The organism is Comamonas sp. GW821-FHT11H03 (assembly GCF_058807955.1).
Genome location: NZ_JBXARF010000009.1, coordinates 183260 through 199257 on the forward strand (window position 1 = coordinate 183260; position 15998 = coordinate 199257).

14 protein-coding genes are annotated in these 15998 nt (G+C 65.6%); 4 read left to right on the forward strand and 10 right to left on the reverse strand.

All coding sequences use genetic code 11. The features are described from left to right. Window positions 1–13: 13 nt before the first annotated feature. From glcF to AC1RTQ_RS19575, 8 genes are all read right to left on the reverse strand, one after another. A complete protein-coding gene (glcF, locus tag AC1RTQ_RS19540; protein ID WP_302092829.1) occupies window positions 14–1267 on the reverse strand; it encodes a glycolate oxidase subunit GlcF in 1254 nt (417 codons plus the stop codon). A gap of 18 nt (window positions 1268–1285) precedes the next feature. Then, complete coding sequence (gene glcE / locus AC1RTQ_RS19545) at window positions 1286–2434, reverse strand: glycolate oxidase subunit GlcE (RefSeq protein WP_492878157.1); 1149 nt, start codon at window positions 2432–2434, stop codon at window positions 1286–1288. Window positions 2435–2566: 132 nt separating this feature from the next. After that, window positions 2567–3919 (reverse strand): ammonium transporter, encoded by a 1353-nt coding sequence (locus tag AC1RTQ_RS19550; protein ID WP_409811764.1) that lies wholly within the window; start codon window positions 3917–3919, stop codon window positions 2567–2569. Between the two features lie 39 nt (window positions 3920–3958). Further along, window positions 3959–4297: a P-II family nitrogen regulator gene (glnK, locus tag AC1RTQ_RS19555; protein WP_003059648.1), complete on the reverse strand. Its 339-nt coding sequence runs from the start codon at window positions 4295–4297 to the stop codon at window positions 3959–3961. Between the two features lie 17 nt (window positions 4298–4314). Beyond that, window positions 4315–5067 carry a TorF family putative porin gene (locus tag AC1RTQ_RS19560; protein ID WP_492878160.1) on the reverse strand — a complete coding sequence of 251 codons (753 nt, stop codon included), beginning with the start codon at window positions 5065–5067 and terminating at the stop codon, window positions 4315–4317. 375 nt (window positions 5068–5442) lie between these two features. Beyond that, complete coding sequence (locus tag AC1RTQ_RS19565) at window positions 5443–6771, reverse strand: sulfatase family protein (protein ID WP_492878162.1); 1329 nt, start codon at window positions 6769–6771, stop codon at window positions 5443–5445. A 113-nt stretch (window positions 6772–6884) separates the two neighbouring features. Next, window positions 6885–7877 carry a Bug family tripartite tricarboxylate transporter substrate binding protein gene (locus tag AC1RTQ_RS19570; RefSeq protein ID WP_302092834.1) on the reverse strand — a complete coding sequence of 331 codons (993 nt, stop codon included), beginning with the start codon at window positions 7875–7877 and terminating at the stop codon, window positions 6885–6887. Window positions 7878–8011: 134 nt separating this feature from the next. Beyond that, window positions 8012–8986, reverse strand: coding sequence for a tripartite tricarboxylate transporter substrate binding protein (locus AC1RTQ_RS19575; protein ID WP_492878164.1), 975 nt, complete (start codon window positions 8984–8986; stop codon window positions 8012–8014). Between the two features lie 92 nt (window positions 8987–9078). Here AC1RTQ_RS19575 and AC1RTQ_RS19580 point away from each other — a divergent pair, with 92 nt between their 5' ends. After that, entirely contained in the window at window positions 9079–9627 is a 549-nt protein-coding gene (locus AC1RTQ_RS19580) for a MarR family winged helix-turn-helix transcriptional regulator (RefSeq protein ID WP_492878166.1), read from the forward strand. An 84-nt stretch (window positions 9628–9711) separates the two neighbouring features. Next, complete coding sequence (locus tag AC1RTQ_RS19585; protein WP_492878168.1) at window positions 9712–11250, forward strand: YifB family Mg chelatase-like AAA ATPase; 1539 nt, start codon at window positions 9712–9714, stop codon at window positions 11248–11250. A 13-nt stretch (window positions 11251–11263) separates the two neighbouring features. On the opposite strand, the gene AC1RTQ_RS19590 is transcribed toward AC1RTQ_RS19585, so the two are convergent. Next, window positions 11264–12193 (reverse strand): LysR substrate-binding domain-containing protein, encoded by a 930-nt coding sequence (locus AC1RTQ_RS19590; protein WP_492878170.1) that lies wholly within the window; start codon window positions 12191–12193, stop codon window positions 11264–11266. 109 nt (window positions 12194–12302) lie between these two features. On the opposite strand from AC1RTQ_RS19590, the gene AC1RTQ_RS19595 reads away from it, so the two are divergent. Together AC1RTQ_RS19595 and AC1RTQ_RS19600 are read left to right on the forward strand one after the other, a co-directional pair. Continuing rightward, window positions 12303–13481: a YbfB/YjiJ family MFS transporter gene (locus AC1RTQ_RS19595; protein ID WP_492878172.1), complete on the forward strand. Its 1179-nt coding sequence runs from the start codon at window positions 12303–12305 to the stop codon at window positions 13479–13481. A gap of 33 nt (window positions 13482–13514) precedes the next feature. After that, window positions 13515–14582, forward strand: coding sequence for an NAD(P)H-dependent flavin oxidoreductase (locus AC1RTQ_RS19600; protein WP_492878174.1), 1068 nt, complete (start codon window positions 13515–13517; stop codon window positions 14580–14582). Window positions 14583–14633: 51 nt separating this feature from the next. On the opposite strand, the gene AC1RTQ_RS19605 is transcribed toward AC1RTQ_RS19600, so the two are convergent. Further along, on the reverse strand, window positions 14634–15917 hold the full coding sequence (locus AC1RTQ_RS19605; protein ID WP_492878315.1) for a CaiB/BaiF CoA transferase family protein: 1284 nt from the start codon (window positions 15915–15917) through the stop codon (window positions 14634–14636). Between the last annotated feature and the right edge of the window lie 81 nt (window positions 15918–15998).

The following is a 15998-nucleotide window of genomic DNA, read 5'->3' on the forward strand; positions in this document are numbered from 1 at the left end:
GCATGCGGGGGTGTCAGCCGGTGGTCAGGGCCTGATCCAGCAGCTCCACCCAGTGCATGACCGGGACCTCGGTTCCGTTTTGCAGGTGGACGATGCAGCCCATATTGGCCGAGAGAATCGCTGCGGGCTTTTCGGGGGCGAAAGGCTCGTCCAGTGCAGCGATCTTGCGGTCGCGCAACTGGTGCGAGATCTCGGGCTGCAGCACCGAGTAGGTGCCGGCAGAGCCGCAGCACAGATGGGACTCGGTGCGCGCCACGCGCAGATCGAACCCCAGCTCGCGCAGGCCAGCTTCCACGCCGCCGCGCAGTTTCTGCCCATGCTGCAGTGTGCAGGGCGGGTGATAGGCCACGGGAGCCCGTGGCACCGTGACGCGGTTCCTGAGCTTGTCCACCAGCTCGGGCAGCATGTCGGGCAGCAGTTCGCTGAGGTCGCGGGTCAGGGCGCTGATGCGCGCGGCCTTGTCGGCGTATTGCGGCTCCAGCCGCAGCAGATGGCCGTACTCCTTGACGGTGACGCCACAGCCCGAGGCGTTCATCACGATCGCCTCGACCTCGCCGCGTTCAACCAGCGGCCACCAGGCGTCGATATTGGCGCGCATCTGGGCCTTGCCGCCGTCCTGGTCGTTGAGGTGGAATTTCACCGCACCGCAGCAACCGGCCTTGTCGGCAATCACGGTTTGCACGCCCACGGCGTCCAGCACGCGGGCCGTGGCGTAATTGATGCGGGGCATCATGGCCGGCTGCACGCAGCCTGCCAGCAGCAGCACCTTGCGCGCATGCTCGCGCACGGGCCAGGCCCCGGCATCCTGGGCGGCCGGTATCTTCTCGCCCAGGGACTCGGGCAGCAGGCCTTTGACGGCGCGGCCCAGCTTCAGCGCGGGGGCGAACAGCGGGGAATTCATGCCCTCCTTGAGCAGCCAGCGCTGCAGCTTCTCGCCCGTGGGGCGCTCGACCTGCTCATCGACGATCTTGCGGCCGATATCGACCAGGTGGCCGTATTGCACGCCGCTGGGGCAGGTGGATTCGCAGTTGCGGCATGTTAGGCAGCGGTCCAGATGCAGCTGCGTGGCCCGCGTGGGTGTTTGCCCTTCCAGCACCTGCTTGATCAGATAGATGCGGCCGCGCGGGCCGTCCAGCTCATCGCCCAGGGTCTGATAGGTGGGGCAGGTGGCGGTGCAGAAGCCGCAATGCACGCATTTGCGCAAGATGGCTTCGGCTTCCTGACCTTCGGGCGTGGCACGGTATTCGGGCGCGAGATTGGTTTGCATGGGGTGCTGTCCTTGTTCTTACCAATGCGCCGAGAGACGGCCCACATTGAGAATGCCGGCGGGGTCGAATGCCTGCTTGAGCCGGGCATGCAGCTGCGCCGATGTGCGGCCTGCCGGGCTGGCCTGTGCATGCGCATCGAGATCGCTGTTGGCGCTTGTCTGGCTGGCGTCCTCGGCTCTGAAAAGAGAAGCGGATCCGCCGGCTGCCTGCGCGAGTTGCTGCAAGGCGGCAGCGGCCGAGCGCGGGGCCTGCACCCAGCGCTGAGCGCCATGCCAGTCGATGAACGGGCCTGCTGCGCCTGGCGGCAATGGCAGCGGCGCTGCGGTCGCAGGAGTGGACAGACGCCACAGGCAATGATCGGCAGCGCGCTGCTGGAACCAGGGCAGGTTCAGATCGCGGCTGGAGCTCCAGTCGGCGGTAACGGCGTCGTTGTCCAGCCGCTGGCCACCCAGGCGCAGCGTGGCGGCCTGAACGGCGGCGCGGGCGCCGCGCAGTCGCAGATACAGCGTGCCCTTGCCGTCTTCTTCCAGCCAGTTGCTGGCATTGAGCGGCAGCGGCTGGCCACCCCAGTGATTGAGCCAGTCCAGCGCCTGCGCCTGGCTGCAGCTATCAAAGCGCAGCGTGGCTTCCGCTGGGGCTATGGGAAGGACCTTGAGGCTGATCTCGGTGATCAGGCCCAGCGTCCCCCAGCTGCCCGTCATCAGGCGCGAGACGTCATAGCCGGCCACATTCTTCATGACCTGGCCGCCGTAGCGCAGCAGCTCGCCCTGGCCGTTGATCATCTCCAGGCCCAGCACAAAGTCACGTACTGCGCCCACGCTGGCACGCGACGGGCCGGACAGGCCTGCGGCGACCATGCCCCCGACGGTGCTGGCGGCGCCGAAGTGCGGCGGCTCGAAAGCCAGGCACTGGCCTTGGCTGGCCAATGTTGCCTCCAGCTCGGCCAGTGGCGTGCCGCCGCGAACGGTCACCACCAGCTCGCTGGGCTCGTAGCTGACGATACCGCTGAGCGCGCGCGTGGACAGCGGCTCGCCCTGCAGACGCAGGCCATAGAAGTCCTTGCTGCCGCCGCCGCAGATGCGCAGCGGGGTCTTGTCACTGGCAGCGGCGCGAATGCGCTCGCTGAGCTGATTGATTTGGCTGGTGGCTGAATCCATGGCCTGCATGGTAGCCGGGCCGCCCCTTGGGCAGGAAGGCCTGGTCTTTGATTTTTTTGAAAAGCAGGCGTGAATAAAAAAGCCCCGCAGCTTGCACTGCGGGGCAACGTAATGAAACTGAACTTGCGAAGAGCCTGCCGCTTAGCGGGTGTAGGCCACCTCACCGTGAGAAGTGATGTCCAGGCCCTGGCGTTCGGACTCCTCCGAGACACGCAGACCCACGGTCAGATCGGCAATCTTGTAGGCCACGTAGGAGACCACGCCAGACCAGACGATGGTCACCAGCACGCTCTCGACCTGCACCCACAGCTGATGGGCCATGTTGTAGCCCTCGGGCTCGATACCGCCCAGGCCCTTGGCGCAGAACACGCCGGTCAGGATGGCACCCAGGATACCGCCGACACCGTGGACGCCGAACACGTCGCAGACGTCGTCGACCTTGAGCATGTGCTTGAGGCCGGACACGCCCCAGAAGCACAGAGGGCCGGCGATGATGCCCATGACGATGGAGCCCATGGGGCCGACAAAACCGGCGGCGGGCGTGATGGTCACCAGACCGGCCACGGCACCCGAGGCGGCACCCAGCATGGAGGCCTTGCCGCGCAGCAGCGCTTCGGCCACGATCCAGGAGATGGCGGCAGCGCCGGTCGCCAGGATGGTGTTGATGAAGGCCAGGCCGGCAATGCCGTTGGCAGCACCGGCAGAGCCGGCGTTGAAGCCGAACCAGCCCACCCACAGCAGCGAGGCACCCACCATGGTCAGCGTCAGGCTGTGAGGAGGCAGGGCTTCCTTGCCGAAGCCGATGCGCTTGCCCAGCATGTAGGCACCCACCAGACCGGCCACGGCGGCGTTGATGTGCACCACGGTGCCGCCCGCGAAGTCCAGCGCGCCATCGGCACCCAGCAGACCGCCGCCCCACACCATGTGGGCCATGGGGATGTAGCTGAAGGTGAACCACAGCACGGAGAACACGATCACGGCCGCGAACTTGATGCGCTCGGCAAATGCACCCACGATCAGCGCCACGGTGATGGCGGCGAAGGTGGACTGGAAGGCCACGAACACATATTCGGGGATGGTCTTGAGCATGGACGACAGCGTGTCAGGCGTGATCCCCATGAGGAACAGCTTGTCGAAGCCGGCGAAGAACTTGCCCTCGCCACCAAAGGCCAGCGAGTAGCCGTAGATGGCCCACAGCACGGTGATCAGCGAAAAGATCACGAAGACCTGGGCCAGCACGGACAGCATGTTCTTGCTGCGCACCAGGCCGCCGTAGAACAGCGCCAGTCCGGGGATGACCATCAGGATCACCAGCATGGTCGAGGTCAGCATCCAGGCGGTGTCACCGGCGCTCAGGGTGGGAACGGCCTCGGCCGCTGCTTCGGCCACGGGCGCTGCGGCGGCGGCAGCCGTTGCAGCTTCCTGGGCAAAGCCTGTGGCACTTGCAGCCAGCAGGCCCAGTCCCAGGCCTGCGGTCAATAATTTCTTGATCATGGCAATCTTTCTCAAAACGGTTCCAGAGAGACTGGGCCTTTACAGGGCCGCGTCGCCGGTTTCTCCTGTACGGATACGGATCGACTGCTCCAGCGCCTGCACAAAGATCTTGCCGTCGCCGATCTTGCCGGTGCGGGCTGCGCCCTCGATGGCGTCGATGGCGGCATCGACCAGATCGTCGGCAATCGCGGCCTCGATCTTGAGCTTGGGCAGAAAGTCCACCACATACTCGGCACCGCGGTACAGCTCGGTGTGACCCTTTTGACGACCAAAGCCCTTGACTTCGGTCACGGTGATGCCTTGGACACCGATTTGGGAAAGCGCTTCACGCACTTCGTCGAGCTTGAAGGGTTTGATGATGGCGATCACCATTTTCATGACGGGCTCCTGAAAAATTAGAAAGTCTTGGAGAGCGTCAGAATCAGACGCGCCTTGTTCACATCGCCGAAGTAGGCCTTCTTGTTGGCGCCGGTCACCGCTGCACCAGCAGAGAAGCCGTCGCCCAGGTCATAGGCACCACCCAAGCTGTAGTCCACATAGTTGGGAACGCCCAGGTCCTTGATGTCGCTGGAAAAATGGGTGTAACCAACTGATGCTTTCAGTGTCACCTTGGGCATCACTTCCTGGCTGTAGGAGAACTGCAGATATCCGGTGTTGCGGCCCTTGAGACCCGAACCCGCCTTGGCGCCGGCCCAGCCGAAGTAGTCCTTGGACACCGTGTGCGAATACTTGGCCGTGAACGGGCCGTAGGTGCCGGAGCCGTAGATCTCGGTGGTGTTGCCGTTGGCATTGCCCGAGTACACATAGGTCAGCATGCCCACGTCCCAGTCCACATCGGCTGCCTTGAACTTGTAGCCGCCGTAGAAGTCGGTTTCCAGCGAGTTGCCGGGCAGCCAGTCCACGGAGGAGTTCCAGTTGCCCACGTAGAAGCCGCTGTCACCGAACGTGTAGTCAAAACCACCTTGCAGCGCGGGCTTCACGGCCTTGGTGCGGCTGGCGTCCTGGTCCTGACCGCGGAACTTGTAGTTGGTGGTCAGGGCAACGTTGGCGGAGAGCTGGGCATGGGCCCACATGGGGGCGACAACGGCGCAGGCCAGGGCGGCAGTCTTGGCGAAAGTCTTGAAACGGCTTGCAGCGGGACTAGGCATTCAGGGTTCCTCCGGTTTGAAAATTTCGTGGCAAAAATCTCGGATGAACTTTCAAAGCACAGACCGTGCCAGTCTCTGCGGCGGCTGCGGCACGGCGCGCTGCCCAAGGCCCTGAAACAGGCACCGGACCATAGCTGCCCAGTACAAAAAGCTACGAGTTCTCACAATCACTGAGCGCAACTTTCGCCACCTGGGTGCTGGCCGAAATTGATTGCACCAAGATGGTGCGTTTTTGCGGTGCACCGCCATGGCTCTGCTTTTTCCCGGCTTCTTGCACCAATCAGGGGATTTGGGAGTGAGTGCGCGCTCTTTATCTGGGCGCTGGCAAAGAAAAAGCCCATCGGCTGGGCGATGGGCTTGGGGGGCGGCCGCAGTTCAGAAGCTGGCCTGGGGCAGGTCTGCCTTGGTGAACACCAGCGAGACCTTGGCTTCCTGCGGAATGGGCGGAAAGTCCTGATTCCAGTGCTGCCAGGCGCTGCGCAGCTCGGCCAGTTTCTGGGGCTCACGATCACGCAGATTGGCGCGCTCGCGCGGGTCGTTGCCGATGTGGAACAGGTATTCGATGCCCTCGATCTGCAGGTATTTCCAGTCGCCGCGTATCAAGGCCTTTTGCTCGCGGTGCTTCATGCGCCAGGCCAGGTCGCGCTCGGGCATCCAGCTTTGATCCTGCATCAGGGGCAGCAGGCTGATGCCATCCAGCGGATAGTCGGCATGCGCGGCCACGCCGGCGGCGGCCAAAAAGGTCGCCGACCAGTCCATGCTCAGGCTGGGCGTGTCGCAGACGGCTCCGGCCGTCATGCGCGCCGGCCAGCGCGCCAGCAAAGGCACGCGGATGCCGCCCTCGAGCAGGTCCATCTTCTGGCCCACGAAGGGCCAGGTATTGGAGAAGCGCTCGCCGCCGTTGTCGCTGGTGAAGACGATGAGCGTGTTCTCGCTCATGCCTTTTTCCTCCAGCGCATCCAGCAGCCAGCCAATGCCTTCGTCCATGTGATGGATCATGCGCTGATAGGTGTCTATGGAGCCGCCGTCTATGTGCTTGCCCATGCCTTGCAGGCGTTCGGACTCGGCGCGGTCCTCGCGCGTCAGCCAGGGCCAGTGTGGCGCGCTGTAGTGCAGCGAGAGGTAGAAGGGCTGCTCGGCCGTCTGGCGCTTGACGAAGTCCACGGCGCGGCGGCTCAGCAGATCGGTCAGGTAGCCGTCTTCGGTGTGCGGCTCCTCGTTGCGCCAGAAGTCGGGGCGCCCGCGCGGATCGCAGTGGGCGAAGTAGTCGGCGCCGCCCGCGTGAAAGCCGTAGAACTCCTCGTAGCCGGACAGGCGCGGGCCGAAATGCGGGGGGTAGCCCAGATGCCATTTGCCGACCAGTGCCGTGGCATAGCCGGCATCGCGCAGCAGCGAGGCCACCGTGGGGTGATCGGGCGGCAGGCCCAGCACCTTGTCGCCATGCACGCTGGCGATGGGTTCCTCGGCCGCACCGCGCAGGCGGTACTGCCAGCGGCCCGTGGCCAGCGCAAAGCGCGTGGGCGAGCACACCGACGAGTTGGAGTAGCCGCGCGTGAAGCGCAGGCCCTGGGCCGCCATGGCATCCAGGCGCGGCGAGACGTCTGTGGCGTTGTTGTGCGCATCGCGCGCACCGGTGCAGCCCAGGTCGGCATAGCCGAGGTCATCGGCCAGGATGAAGATCAGGTTGGGGCGGGAGTCGGTCATGAGAGGGCGGGGAACATTCAAAAACAGGAGCTTCTATCGCCTGTTATGCAAGGATTCTGAATAGATTTAATGCTGAAAATGTTTGGTAGCAAGCGATAGATGCTCCTCAAATATCAGGGCTTGAAGCCCGAGCGCTGTACGACCGGCGCCCATTGCGCGCGGTAGGCCTTGAGCATTTTTTCCGTCTCCTGCGCGCTGCTGACCACAGGCACCAGGTTGGAGGCGGCGAACCTGTGCTGCGTGTCGGCTTCCTTCATCACCTCCTGTACCAGCTGGGACAGGCGCTGCACCGTGGCCGGCGCCATGCTCTGCGGCGCGAACAAGGTGTTCCAGCCCGTGCCCACCAGATTCACGCCCAGCTCCTTGAGTGTGGGAATGCCGGGCGCCATGGCGCTGCGGCGCTCGCCCGAGGTGGCCAGCACGCGCAGCTTGCCCGCTTCGTGCTGGGCGATCTGGGTGTCGAAAGTGTCCACGGCAATGGGGATCTGCCCGCCCATCAGGTCGGTGAGCAGCGGGCCCGAGCCCTTGTAGCCCACGACCTCGACCGGCACCTTGGCGGCCTCGCCCAGCATCAGTGCGAAAAAGTGCGGCAGGCTGCCCGTGGCCGGCACTCCGAAATTGGCCTGCTGTGGATTGGCCTTGAGCCAGGCCAGCAGGTGCGGCAGCTCCTTCACGGGCACGGCACTGGCCACGGCCAGACCGAACTCGTAGCGGTTGACCTCGCTGATGGGACGGAAGTCCTTGTCCGGCTCGTAGCCCGAGTCTGGAAACACCAGCGGCGCCACCACCATCACGGCGGGATTGGCCAGCAAAATGGCGGGCTGGGAGGCCGGCGCATTCTTCACGTACTGGGCCGACAGACGGCCGCCTGCGCCGGGCTTGTTTTCCACGATGACCGGGCTGCCCAGTCTGGCCTGCAGCCGGTCGGCCACGATGCGCGCCACGCGGTCGGTGGCGCCGCCGGGCGGATAGCCGACCACCATGCGCAGCGGTGTCTTGTTGGGAAACAGGGCATGGCTGTCCTGGGCCTGCAGCGCGCCGCTGCCCAGCAATCCTGCGCTCAGGCCGAGCCCCGCAGCGAGCTTGCCGAAGATTCTTCTTTGCATCGTCATGTCTCTCCTGGTCTGTGATCCGAGCCGAGGGCTCACGCCATTTCTGCTTGAAAGCGGGCAGTGTAAGTGCGTGCCGGCACTGGCCTGAACCGCTCAGATGGCAGGCGCCAGGGCCTGGGGCCTCGGCCTCAATCGGGTTTCAGATTGATCTTGCGGGCCAGCGCTTCCCATTTGGCCGAGATCTCGCGCACCCTGGCCTGTGCCTGCTCGGGGCTGCTGCCCACCATCTCGATATCCACGGCCTTGACCCGCTCCTGCTGCAGCGGCGAGCGGATGGCGTCATCCATGGCGGCGAGAAAGCGCTTCTGGATCTCGGCAGGAACACCCTTGGGAGCCGCCAGCAGCAGCCAGTAGGTGCCGTCGAAATCGGGGTAGCCCGACTCGGCAATCGTGGGCAATGCCGGCAGCAGGGGCGAGCGCGTGCGCCCTGTGGTTGCCAGGGCAGTGACCCGGCCGCTCTGGATCTGGGGCAGCACCGTGGGTGCTGCCAGGAAGCCGCAGTCCACCTGGCCGCCCATCAGATCCTGCATGGCCGGTGCCGGTCCCTTGTAGGGCACATGCACCATCTTCACGCCGGTGCCCGACAGCAGGGACTCCATGACCAGATGGCCGGGCGAGCCCGCGCCGCCGGTGGCATAGGTCAGCTCGCGTGACTTGGCGGTCTCCAGCATGTCCTTGACGGACTTGAAGCCGAGGCCGGGGTTGCAGATCAGGGTTTGCGAAAACCTGGCGGCGGCGTTGAGCACCACGATGGCATCGCTGGAATAGCCGATGTTCTTGTAGATATGCCTGTTGACGGTGAGCACCGGGTCCATGGCCCACAGCCAGGTATAGCCGTCGGCCGGAGCCCGGGCGACCTCGGCCGCACCGATATTGCCGTTGGCACCGGCCCGGTTTTCCACGATCACGGCTTGACCTAGCGTCTTTTGCACGGCCGCCGCCAGCGGGCGCACGGCGAGGTCGGAAGGGCCGGCCGGCGGCGTGGGAACGATGATGCGTATGGGCTTGGCGGGCCAGTTGTCGGCAGCGTGGGATGCCGGCAGCAGCAGCGCGGCGGTCGCCAGCCCGGCCAGAGCGCTGCGGGCGATACGGGTGCAAGGCATGATGTCTCCAGTCGTTTGCTTTGGAGCCACTGTAAGCAGCGACTCGATAATGGATCTAATCCATCATTCCTAGAGAAAACCCACAAAGACCCATGACCAAGGCGCAGCGCCACCCCTGGCGGCAGCCGTCCGAGCTGGACGATTTGTTCCTCTACCATCTGGCCCGCCTGATGAGCTCGGCGGGAACCATGGTGGTGCGCCTGTGCGAGGGCGGCTTCGGCATCACCCGGCGCGAGTGGCGCATGATAGGTCTGCTGGCCACCAAGGGTGCCATGCAGCCCTCCGGGCTCGCAGAGCTGGCGCAGCTCGATCGCACGCGCACCTCGCGCACCATCTCCGCGCTGATTGCCAAGGGGCTGCTGCACAAGCAGGGCATGGCCGGCGACGGGCGTCAGGCCATGGTGCAGCTGACGGCCGCCGGGCTGGCGCTGCACACCCAGCTGTTTCCGCAGATACAGGCGATCAACCAGGAGCTGCTTGGCGACGTCAGCGATGCCGAGCTTGAGGTGTTGTCGCAGGTCTTCGAGCGCGTGCGCACCAGGGCGGCGCTCATGCAGGAGCAGGGCAGCTTTCCCAAGGCCGAGCGCCGTCGTGGCCGTGCCGCGGGCAAACAGCCGGCCCGCGATGACGCCGCAGGCTGACGGCCTGTGCACACCCCTATTGCCTGTTTGAGCCGCTGGCGCATACGCTAGGCCCTACAGTCCGGCTTGAAGGGGAGGGGCGTGATGGGTCTGGCACTGGTTCAAAGTCGTGCCCTGCTGGGCCTGCAGGCACCGGCTGTCACGGTGGAGGTCCATCTGGCCAACGGACTGCCTTCGTTCACGCTGGTGGGACTGGCAGATGTGGAGGTCAAGGAGGCCCGCGAGCGCGTACGCGCGGCCATCGTCAATGCGGGGCTGGAGTTCCCGAACAACCAGCGCATCACGGTCAACCTGGCTCCGGCAGATCTGCCCAAGGACTCAGGCCGCTTTGACCTGCCGATAGCGCTGGGAATTCTGGCTGCCAGCGGCCAGATCGATGCACAGCGGCTCGCCGATTATGAGTTTGCAGGAGAGCTGTCCCTGACCGGTGCCCTGCGCCCGGTACGCGGGGCCCTGGCTACGGCGCTGGCCTTGCAGCGTCAGCAGCAGCGCGTGCGCCTGGTGCTGCCGCCGGACAGTGCGCTGGAGGCCGCTTTTGTGCCGGCGATCGAAGTCTTCGGCGCTGTGCATCTGCTGGATGTGGTCAGGCAGTTCATCGCGCATGACAGCACCCTGTCGGAGCAGGGCGATGGCGTGGAGGGCTGGCAGCGGGTGCACTCCAGACCTGCTGAAGCTTCTTTGCCGTCGCTGGATCTGCGCGAGGTGCGCGGCCAGATGCAGGCCAAGCGCGCGCTTGAAATTGCAGCTGCCGGCGCACATGGTGTGCTGATGATCGGCCCTCCGGGTTCGGGAAAATCCATGCTGGCCCAGCGCTTTGCGGGTTTGCTGCCCGGCATGACCGATGAGGAAGCGCTCGAAGCCGCCGCCATTGCCAGCCTCAGCGGTCGTTTCACGCCGCAGTTGTGGCGTCAGCGGCCGTTTGCCGCTCCCCATCACACGGCCAGCTCCGTCGCGCTGGTCGGCGGCGGCTCTCCGCCCCGGCCTGGCGAAATCTCCTATGCCCATTGCGGGGCGCTTTTTCTGGACGAGCTGCCCGAGTTCGCGCGCAGTGCCCTGGAGGCCTTGCGCGAGCCGCTGGAGACCGGGCGCATTACCATCGTGCGGGCTGTGCAGAGGGCGGAGTTTCCGGCCCGTTTCCAGCTGGTGGCAGCCATGAATCCCTGCCCCTGCGGCTACTGGGGCTCGCGCGTCAGGGCCTGCCGCTGCTCGCCTGATCAGGTGGCGCGTTATCAGGCGCGCATCAGCGGGCCCTTGCTGGACCGTATCGATCTGCATGTGGAGGTGGCGGCACTGTCGCCCGAGGAACTTCTGGCGGCGCCCGAAGGGCAGAGCAGCGCGGCCGTGCAGCAACGCGTGAGTGCAGCCAGAGACAAGGCCTTGCAGCGCCAGGGCCTGCCCAATCATCAGTTGCAGGGCGTGCAGCTCGACACGCATCTGCAGCTGGAGCCCGAGGCGCTGACCTTTGCGCACAAGGCTGCAACGCGCCTTGGCTGGTCGGCACGCGGCACGCACCGGGCCTTGAAGGTGGCGCGAACCATCGCCGATCTGGCGGACTCGGATGCCATCACGAAAACCCATCTGGCCGAGGCATTGCAATACCGCCGCGCGCTGATGCAGCCGTGATGGCGGGCCGTTTTCAGGCCGCCAGGGCCAACGGCACGGGCCGTGCCTGCGCGGCACCAGGCCCGACGCCCAGCACCTGGGCAAACGCATGCAGTGCGGGCGACCAGCCCGCCACGGCGGCGGTCACAAAACAGGTGTCGACAAAGGCCAGCTCCTGCCCGCTTTTGCCGGGCAGAGTCATCCAGTGCACGCCAAAGCGCTGCTGCTGGGCTTCGACCAGCGAGCGCGACAGCAGCGCATAGCCCATACCGGCGGCCACGCAGCCGAGGATGGTATCCAACATGCCCAGCTCCATGATGCGTACCGCCGTCACACCCATAGAGGCCATCAGCAGCTCGATGCGCTGGCGATAGCTGCAGCCCTGGCGAAAGGCCAGAAACACGGCGCTGCTGAACTCTGCGGCGGTTGGGAAGCGCGTCAGCGGCTGTCCGCTGACCAGCACCAGCTCTTCGCGGAACACGGGCCAGGATGGCAGCTCGCTCTGTGGTGCGGCACCGTTGATGAAGGCACAGTCGATGCGACCGGCCGCCAGCTCCATCAGCAATGCGGCGCTGGGCTGGGCGTCCAGTTCCAGGTCGATGTCCGGATGCAGCCTGCGCAACTTGGCCAGCAGGGGCGGCAGACGCAGTGCGGCCGTGGTTTCCATCGAGCCTATGCGCAAGGCGCCCTTGACCTGGCCGGCTGCAAATTGCCGGGCTTGCAGCATGGCCAGCACCTGGTCGTGCGACTGCAGCATCTGCCGTGCGGACTCCAGCAGCGTGCGTCCGGCCGGAGTGGGAAAGACCGGGCTGGCCCGCATCAGCAACTGCACGCCTGCTTCATCCTCGAGCTTTTTGATATGGGCCGTGACATTGGATTGCACGGTGTGCAGCCGCTGGGCAGCGGCACCAAAGCTGCCGCTTTCGCAGACGGCTTCGAACATGCGCAGGGATTTGAGTTGCATGGACGGCTCCAATATCTTGAATTGAGATGCAAGTCATCATTTTGAATCATTGGACATGATTGAGTCGCAGCGTTTAGGCTTGATGTCAATTTCCCCCGGAATCCGAGCTGTGATCGAACGCAAAGAACTTCCCCTGCTGTTGACCGGCTTCATGGCCACCCTGAGCGGCGTCGGCCTGGCGCGTTTTGCCTATACGGCGCTGATGCCGCAGATGGTGCATGCGGGCTGGTTCAGCGGCGAGCAGGTGGCCTATCTGGGCGCAGCCAATCTGCTCGGTTACCTGATCGGGGCGCTGGTCGCCGCGCCGCTGGCCGAGCGCTGGGGCGCGCTGCGCGTGCTGGTGATCTGCTGGGTGGCCGTGATGCTGAGCTTTGCCGGCTGCAGCCTGCCCCAGCCCATGGCCTTGTTCTTTGTCTGGCGGCTGATCTCGGGCATTGCCGGGGCCGCGCTGATGGTGCTGGGCCCGTCGGTGGCCATGGCTGCAGCCGCGCCGCAGCGCCGTGCTGCGTTGGGTCCGCTGATGTTCTGCGGCATTGGCGTGGGTGCCTTGCTGGCCGCCACCCTGGTGCCCATGTTTGCGCGCAGCAGCCTGAGCGCCGTCTGGTGGGCATTGACGGCGCTATGTGCGCTGGCGCTTTACAGCGGCTGGCATGCTGCGCGCCAGATCCCGCTGCATGCACCGGTGGCGGTCCAGCCCACGGCGGTCGCAGCTTCCAGCACAACGCCGTGGAGCCTGGCGGTGATTCTGGTGCTGACTGCCTATGCCTGCGACGCCTTCGGCTTTGTGCCGCACACCGTGTTCTGGGTGGACTATCTGGATCGGGAGCTGCAGTTGGGCGGCGCCTATGCATCGACGCAATGGGCCTTCTTCGGGCTTGGCGCGATGGTCGGGCCGCTGTGTGCGGCCTACTGCGCTACGCGCTGGGGCTGGTGGGGTACGACCACGGGCGCCTACGCCCTCAAGGCCGTGGCCATCGGCCTGCCGCTGGTCTGGGCCGGTTTCGGCGGCCATGCGCTGTCGGGCTTTGTGGTGGGAGCGCTGTCACCGGGCATGGCGGCCATTACCTCGGGCTATCTGATGCAGCTCATTGGATCCGGCCAGCACAAGAAAATGTGGGGCTATGCCACGGCAGCATTTGCGCTGTTGCAGGCCAGCTCCGGCTATCTGATGGCATTTGTCTACGCCAGTACCGGCAGCTATCGTCAGTTGTTCGTGCTGGGCTGCGCGGCGCTGGGCCTGGGCGCGCTGCTGGTGGCCTCTAGCCGCCTGGCCCGCACCGCGCAATGATCAGGATCGAGATGTGAAACCGGGAGACGCGCGATGAGCAAACTACCTTCATGGATGACAGGCCTGGGCCTGCAGCATCCCATCATTCAGGCCCCGATGGCCGGGACCTCGACCCCGCAACTGGCGGCCGCCGTGAGCAATGCATCGGCCCTGGGCTCGGTGGGCATAGGCGCCTATGGCCTTGAGCAGGCGCGCCAGCACATCGAGCAGACGCGTGCGCTGACCGAGCGGCCCTTCAACGTCAACCTCTTCTGTCACCGTGCGCCAGCAGCAGATGCAGAGCGTGAAGCACAGTGGCTGCGCTATCTGGCGCCGGAGTTCGAGCGCTACGGCGCGTGCGCGCCGCCCGTCCTGCGCTGCATCTACGAGTCTGCACTGGGCAATGCGCGATTGCAGGCCATGCTGCTGGAGTTGCGTCCCGCCGTGGTGAGCTTTCATTTCGGCCTGCCTGAGCAGGGCTTTGTCGATGCCTTGCGCGTCGCCGGCATCACCACGCTGGCCTGTGCCACCAGTCTCGACGAGGCGCGCCAGATCGAGCAGGCCGGGGTGGATGTGATCGTGGCCCAGGGCATGGAGGCGGGCGGCCATCGCGGCGCTTTCGTGCCAGAGCAGGACACTCTGATGGGAACCATGGCGCTGGTGCGACTGCTGGCGCGCGAGTCCCGCCTGCCCGTGGTCGCCGCTGGCGGCATCATGGACGGTGCAGGCATCGCTGCCGCTCTGCAGCTGGGAGCCTGTGCCGTGCAGATGGGCACGGCCTTCATCCTCTGCCCTGAATCCGCAGCCAGCCAGGCCTACCGCGCCGAGCTGCAAAGCGACAGCGCGCAGCACACGGCCATCACCGCCGCCATTTCCGGACGCCCTGCGCGCGGCATGTTCAACCGTCTGCACCAGCTGGGACGAGACTATGCGGGAGCACTGCCCGCCTACCCCATGGTGTATGACGCGGGCAAGGCGCTGCACCAGGCCGCCAGCGCGCAGGGCAGCAGCGACTATGCCGCGCACTGGGCCGGCCAGGGCGCACCGCTGGCTCGCGCCATGCCTGCCGCCGAGCTCGTGCGTACGCTGGCGCAGGAGCTGGGGCAGGCGATCTCGGCCTAGCCCGTATCAGGCGCGGTCCACCCAAACAAGACATGGAGCGGTCTTGCGAGGCTAGAGCACCTGTTTGTCGCGCAGCGCCTGCAGTTGTGCAGCGTCGAGCTGCAGTCTTTCACGCAACACCTCTTCGGTGTGCTGGCCCAGGGCTGGAGGCGCATAACGCAGCGTGGCCGGAGTGTCGGACAGGCGCAAAGGGCTGGCCGTGGTGGCTACCTGGTTGATGCACTCTCCCTGCGGCAGCTGTCCATCCGGGTAGCGCTGCTGCGTGATGCGCAGGCCACGTGCCTGCACCTGGGGGTCTTCAAAGGCCTGATGGATGTTGTTGATGGGGCCGCAGGGCACGGCGCGGGCTTCCAGCAGCGCGATCCAGTCGGCCGTGCTGCGGCTGAGAGTCAGCTCGGACATCATGTCCACCATCTCCACACGGTGAATGACCCGGCCCGCGTTCGTGGTGAAGCGCGCGTCCTGGTGCCAGGCCACGCCGGCCGCTTCGCAAAAGCGTGCGAACTGTCCGTCGTTGCCTATCGCCAGCAGCATATTGCCGTCGGCCGTGGGAAAGTCCTGATAAGGCACCACGCTGGGGTGGGTGTTGCCCTGGCGGCCCGGAATGCTGCCGGTGTTCAGGAAACCTGTGCCTTGGTTGGCCAGCACTGCCATGGCCACGTCCAGCAGCGCCATATCGATATGCTGCCCCCGGCCCGTGTGGTGCCGTGCTTCCAGCGCGCTCAGAATGGCGCTGGTGGCATACATGCCGGTGAACAGATCGATCACGGCCACACCCACGCGCAAGGGGCCGCTGCCGGGCTCGCTGTCCGCGCGGCCGGTGATGCTCATCAGACCGCTCATGGCCTGGATCAGCAGGTCGTAACCTGCGCGCGGCGCATAGGGCCCGGTATGGCCGAAGCCGGTGACGGAGCAGTAGATCAAACGGGGATTGAGGGCCGCAAGGCTGGCGTAGTCCAGGCCGTAGCGCTGCAGGCCGCCGGTCTTGAAGTTCTCCACCACGATGTCGCTGTCCCTGGCCAGCTCGCGAATGATGGCCTGGCCTTGCGGGGTTGCCATGTCGACCGTGACCGAGCGCTTGTTGCGGTTGCAGGCCGCGAAGTAGCAGGCATGTGCGGAGGCATCGCCCTGTGCATCGGCAAAAAAGGGCGGGCCCCAGTGGCGGGTGTCATCGCCTTCGCCGGGCTTTTCGATCTTGATCACGTCGGCGCCCATATCGGCCAGATTCTGCGTGCACCAGGGGCCGGCGAGCACGCGGGAGAGGTCCAGTACGCGCAGATGGCTCAGGGCACCTGTGCGGGCAGTGTCAGAAGAGGCAGGGGCAGCAGCAGTCATGGAGGCGGAAGGAGGGTTCAGGTCCGTAAAGAGGCTGGCAGACATCGTAGGCAAGCCCGGCCGCTGCGTGTTTCGCATTTG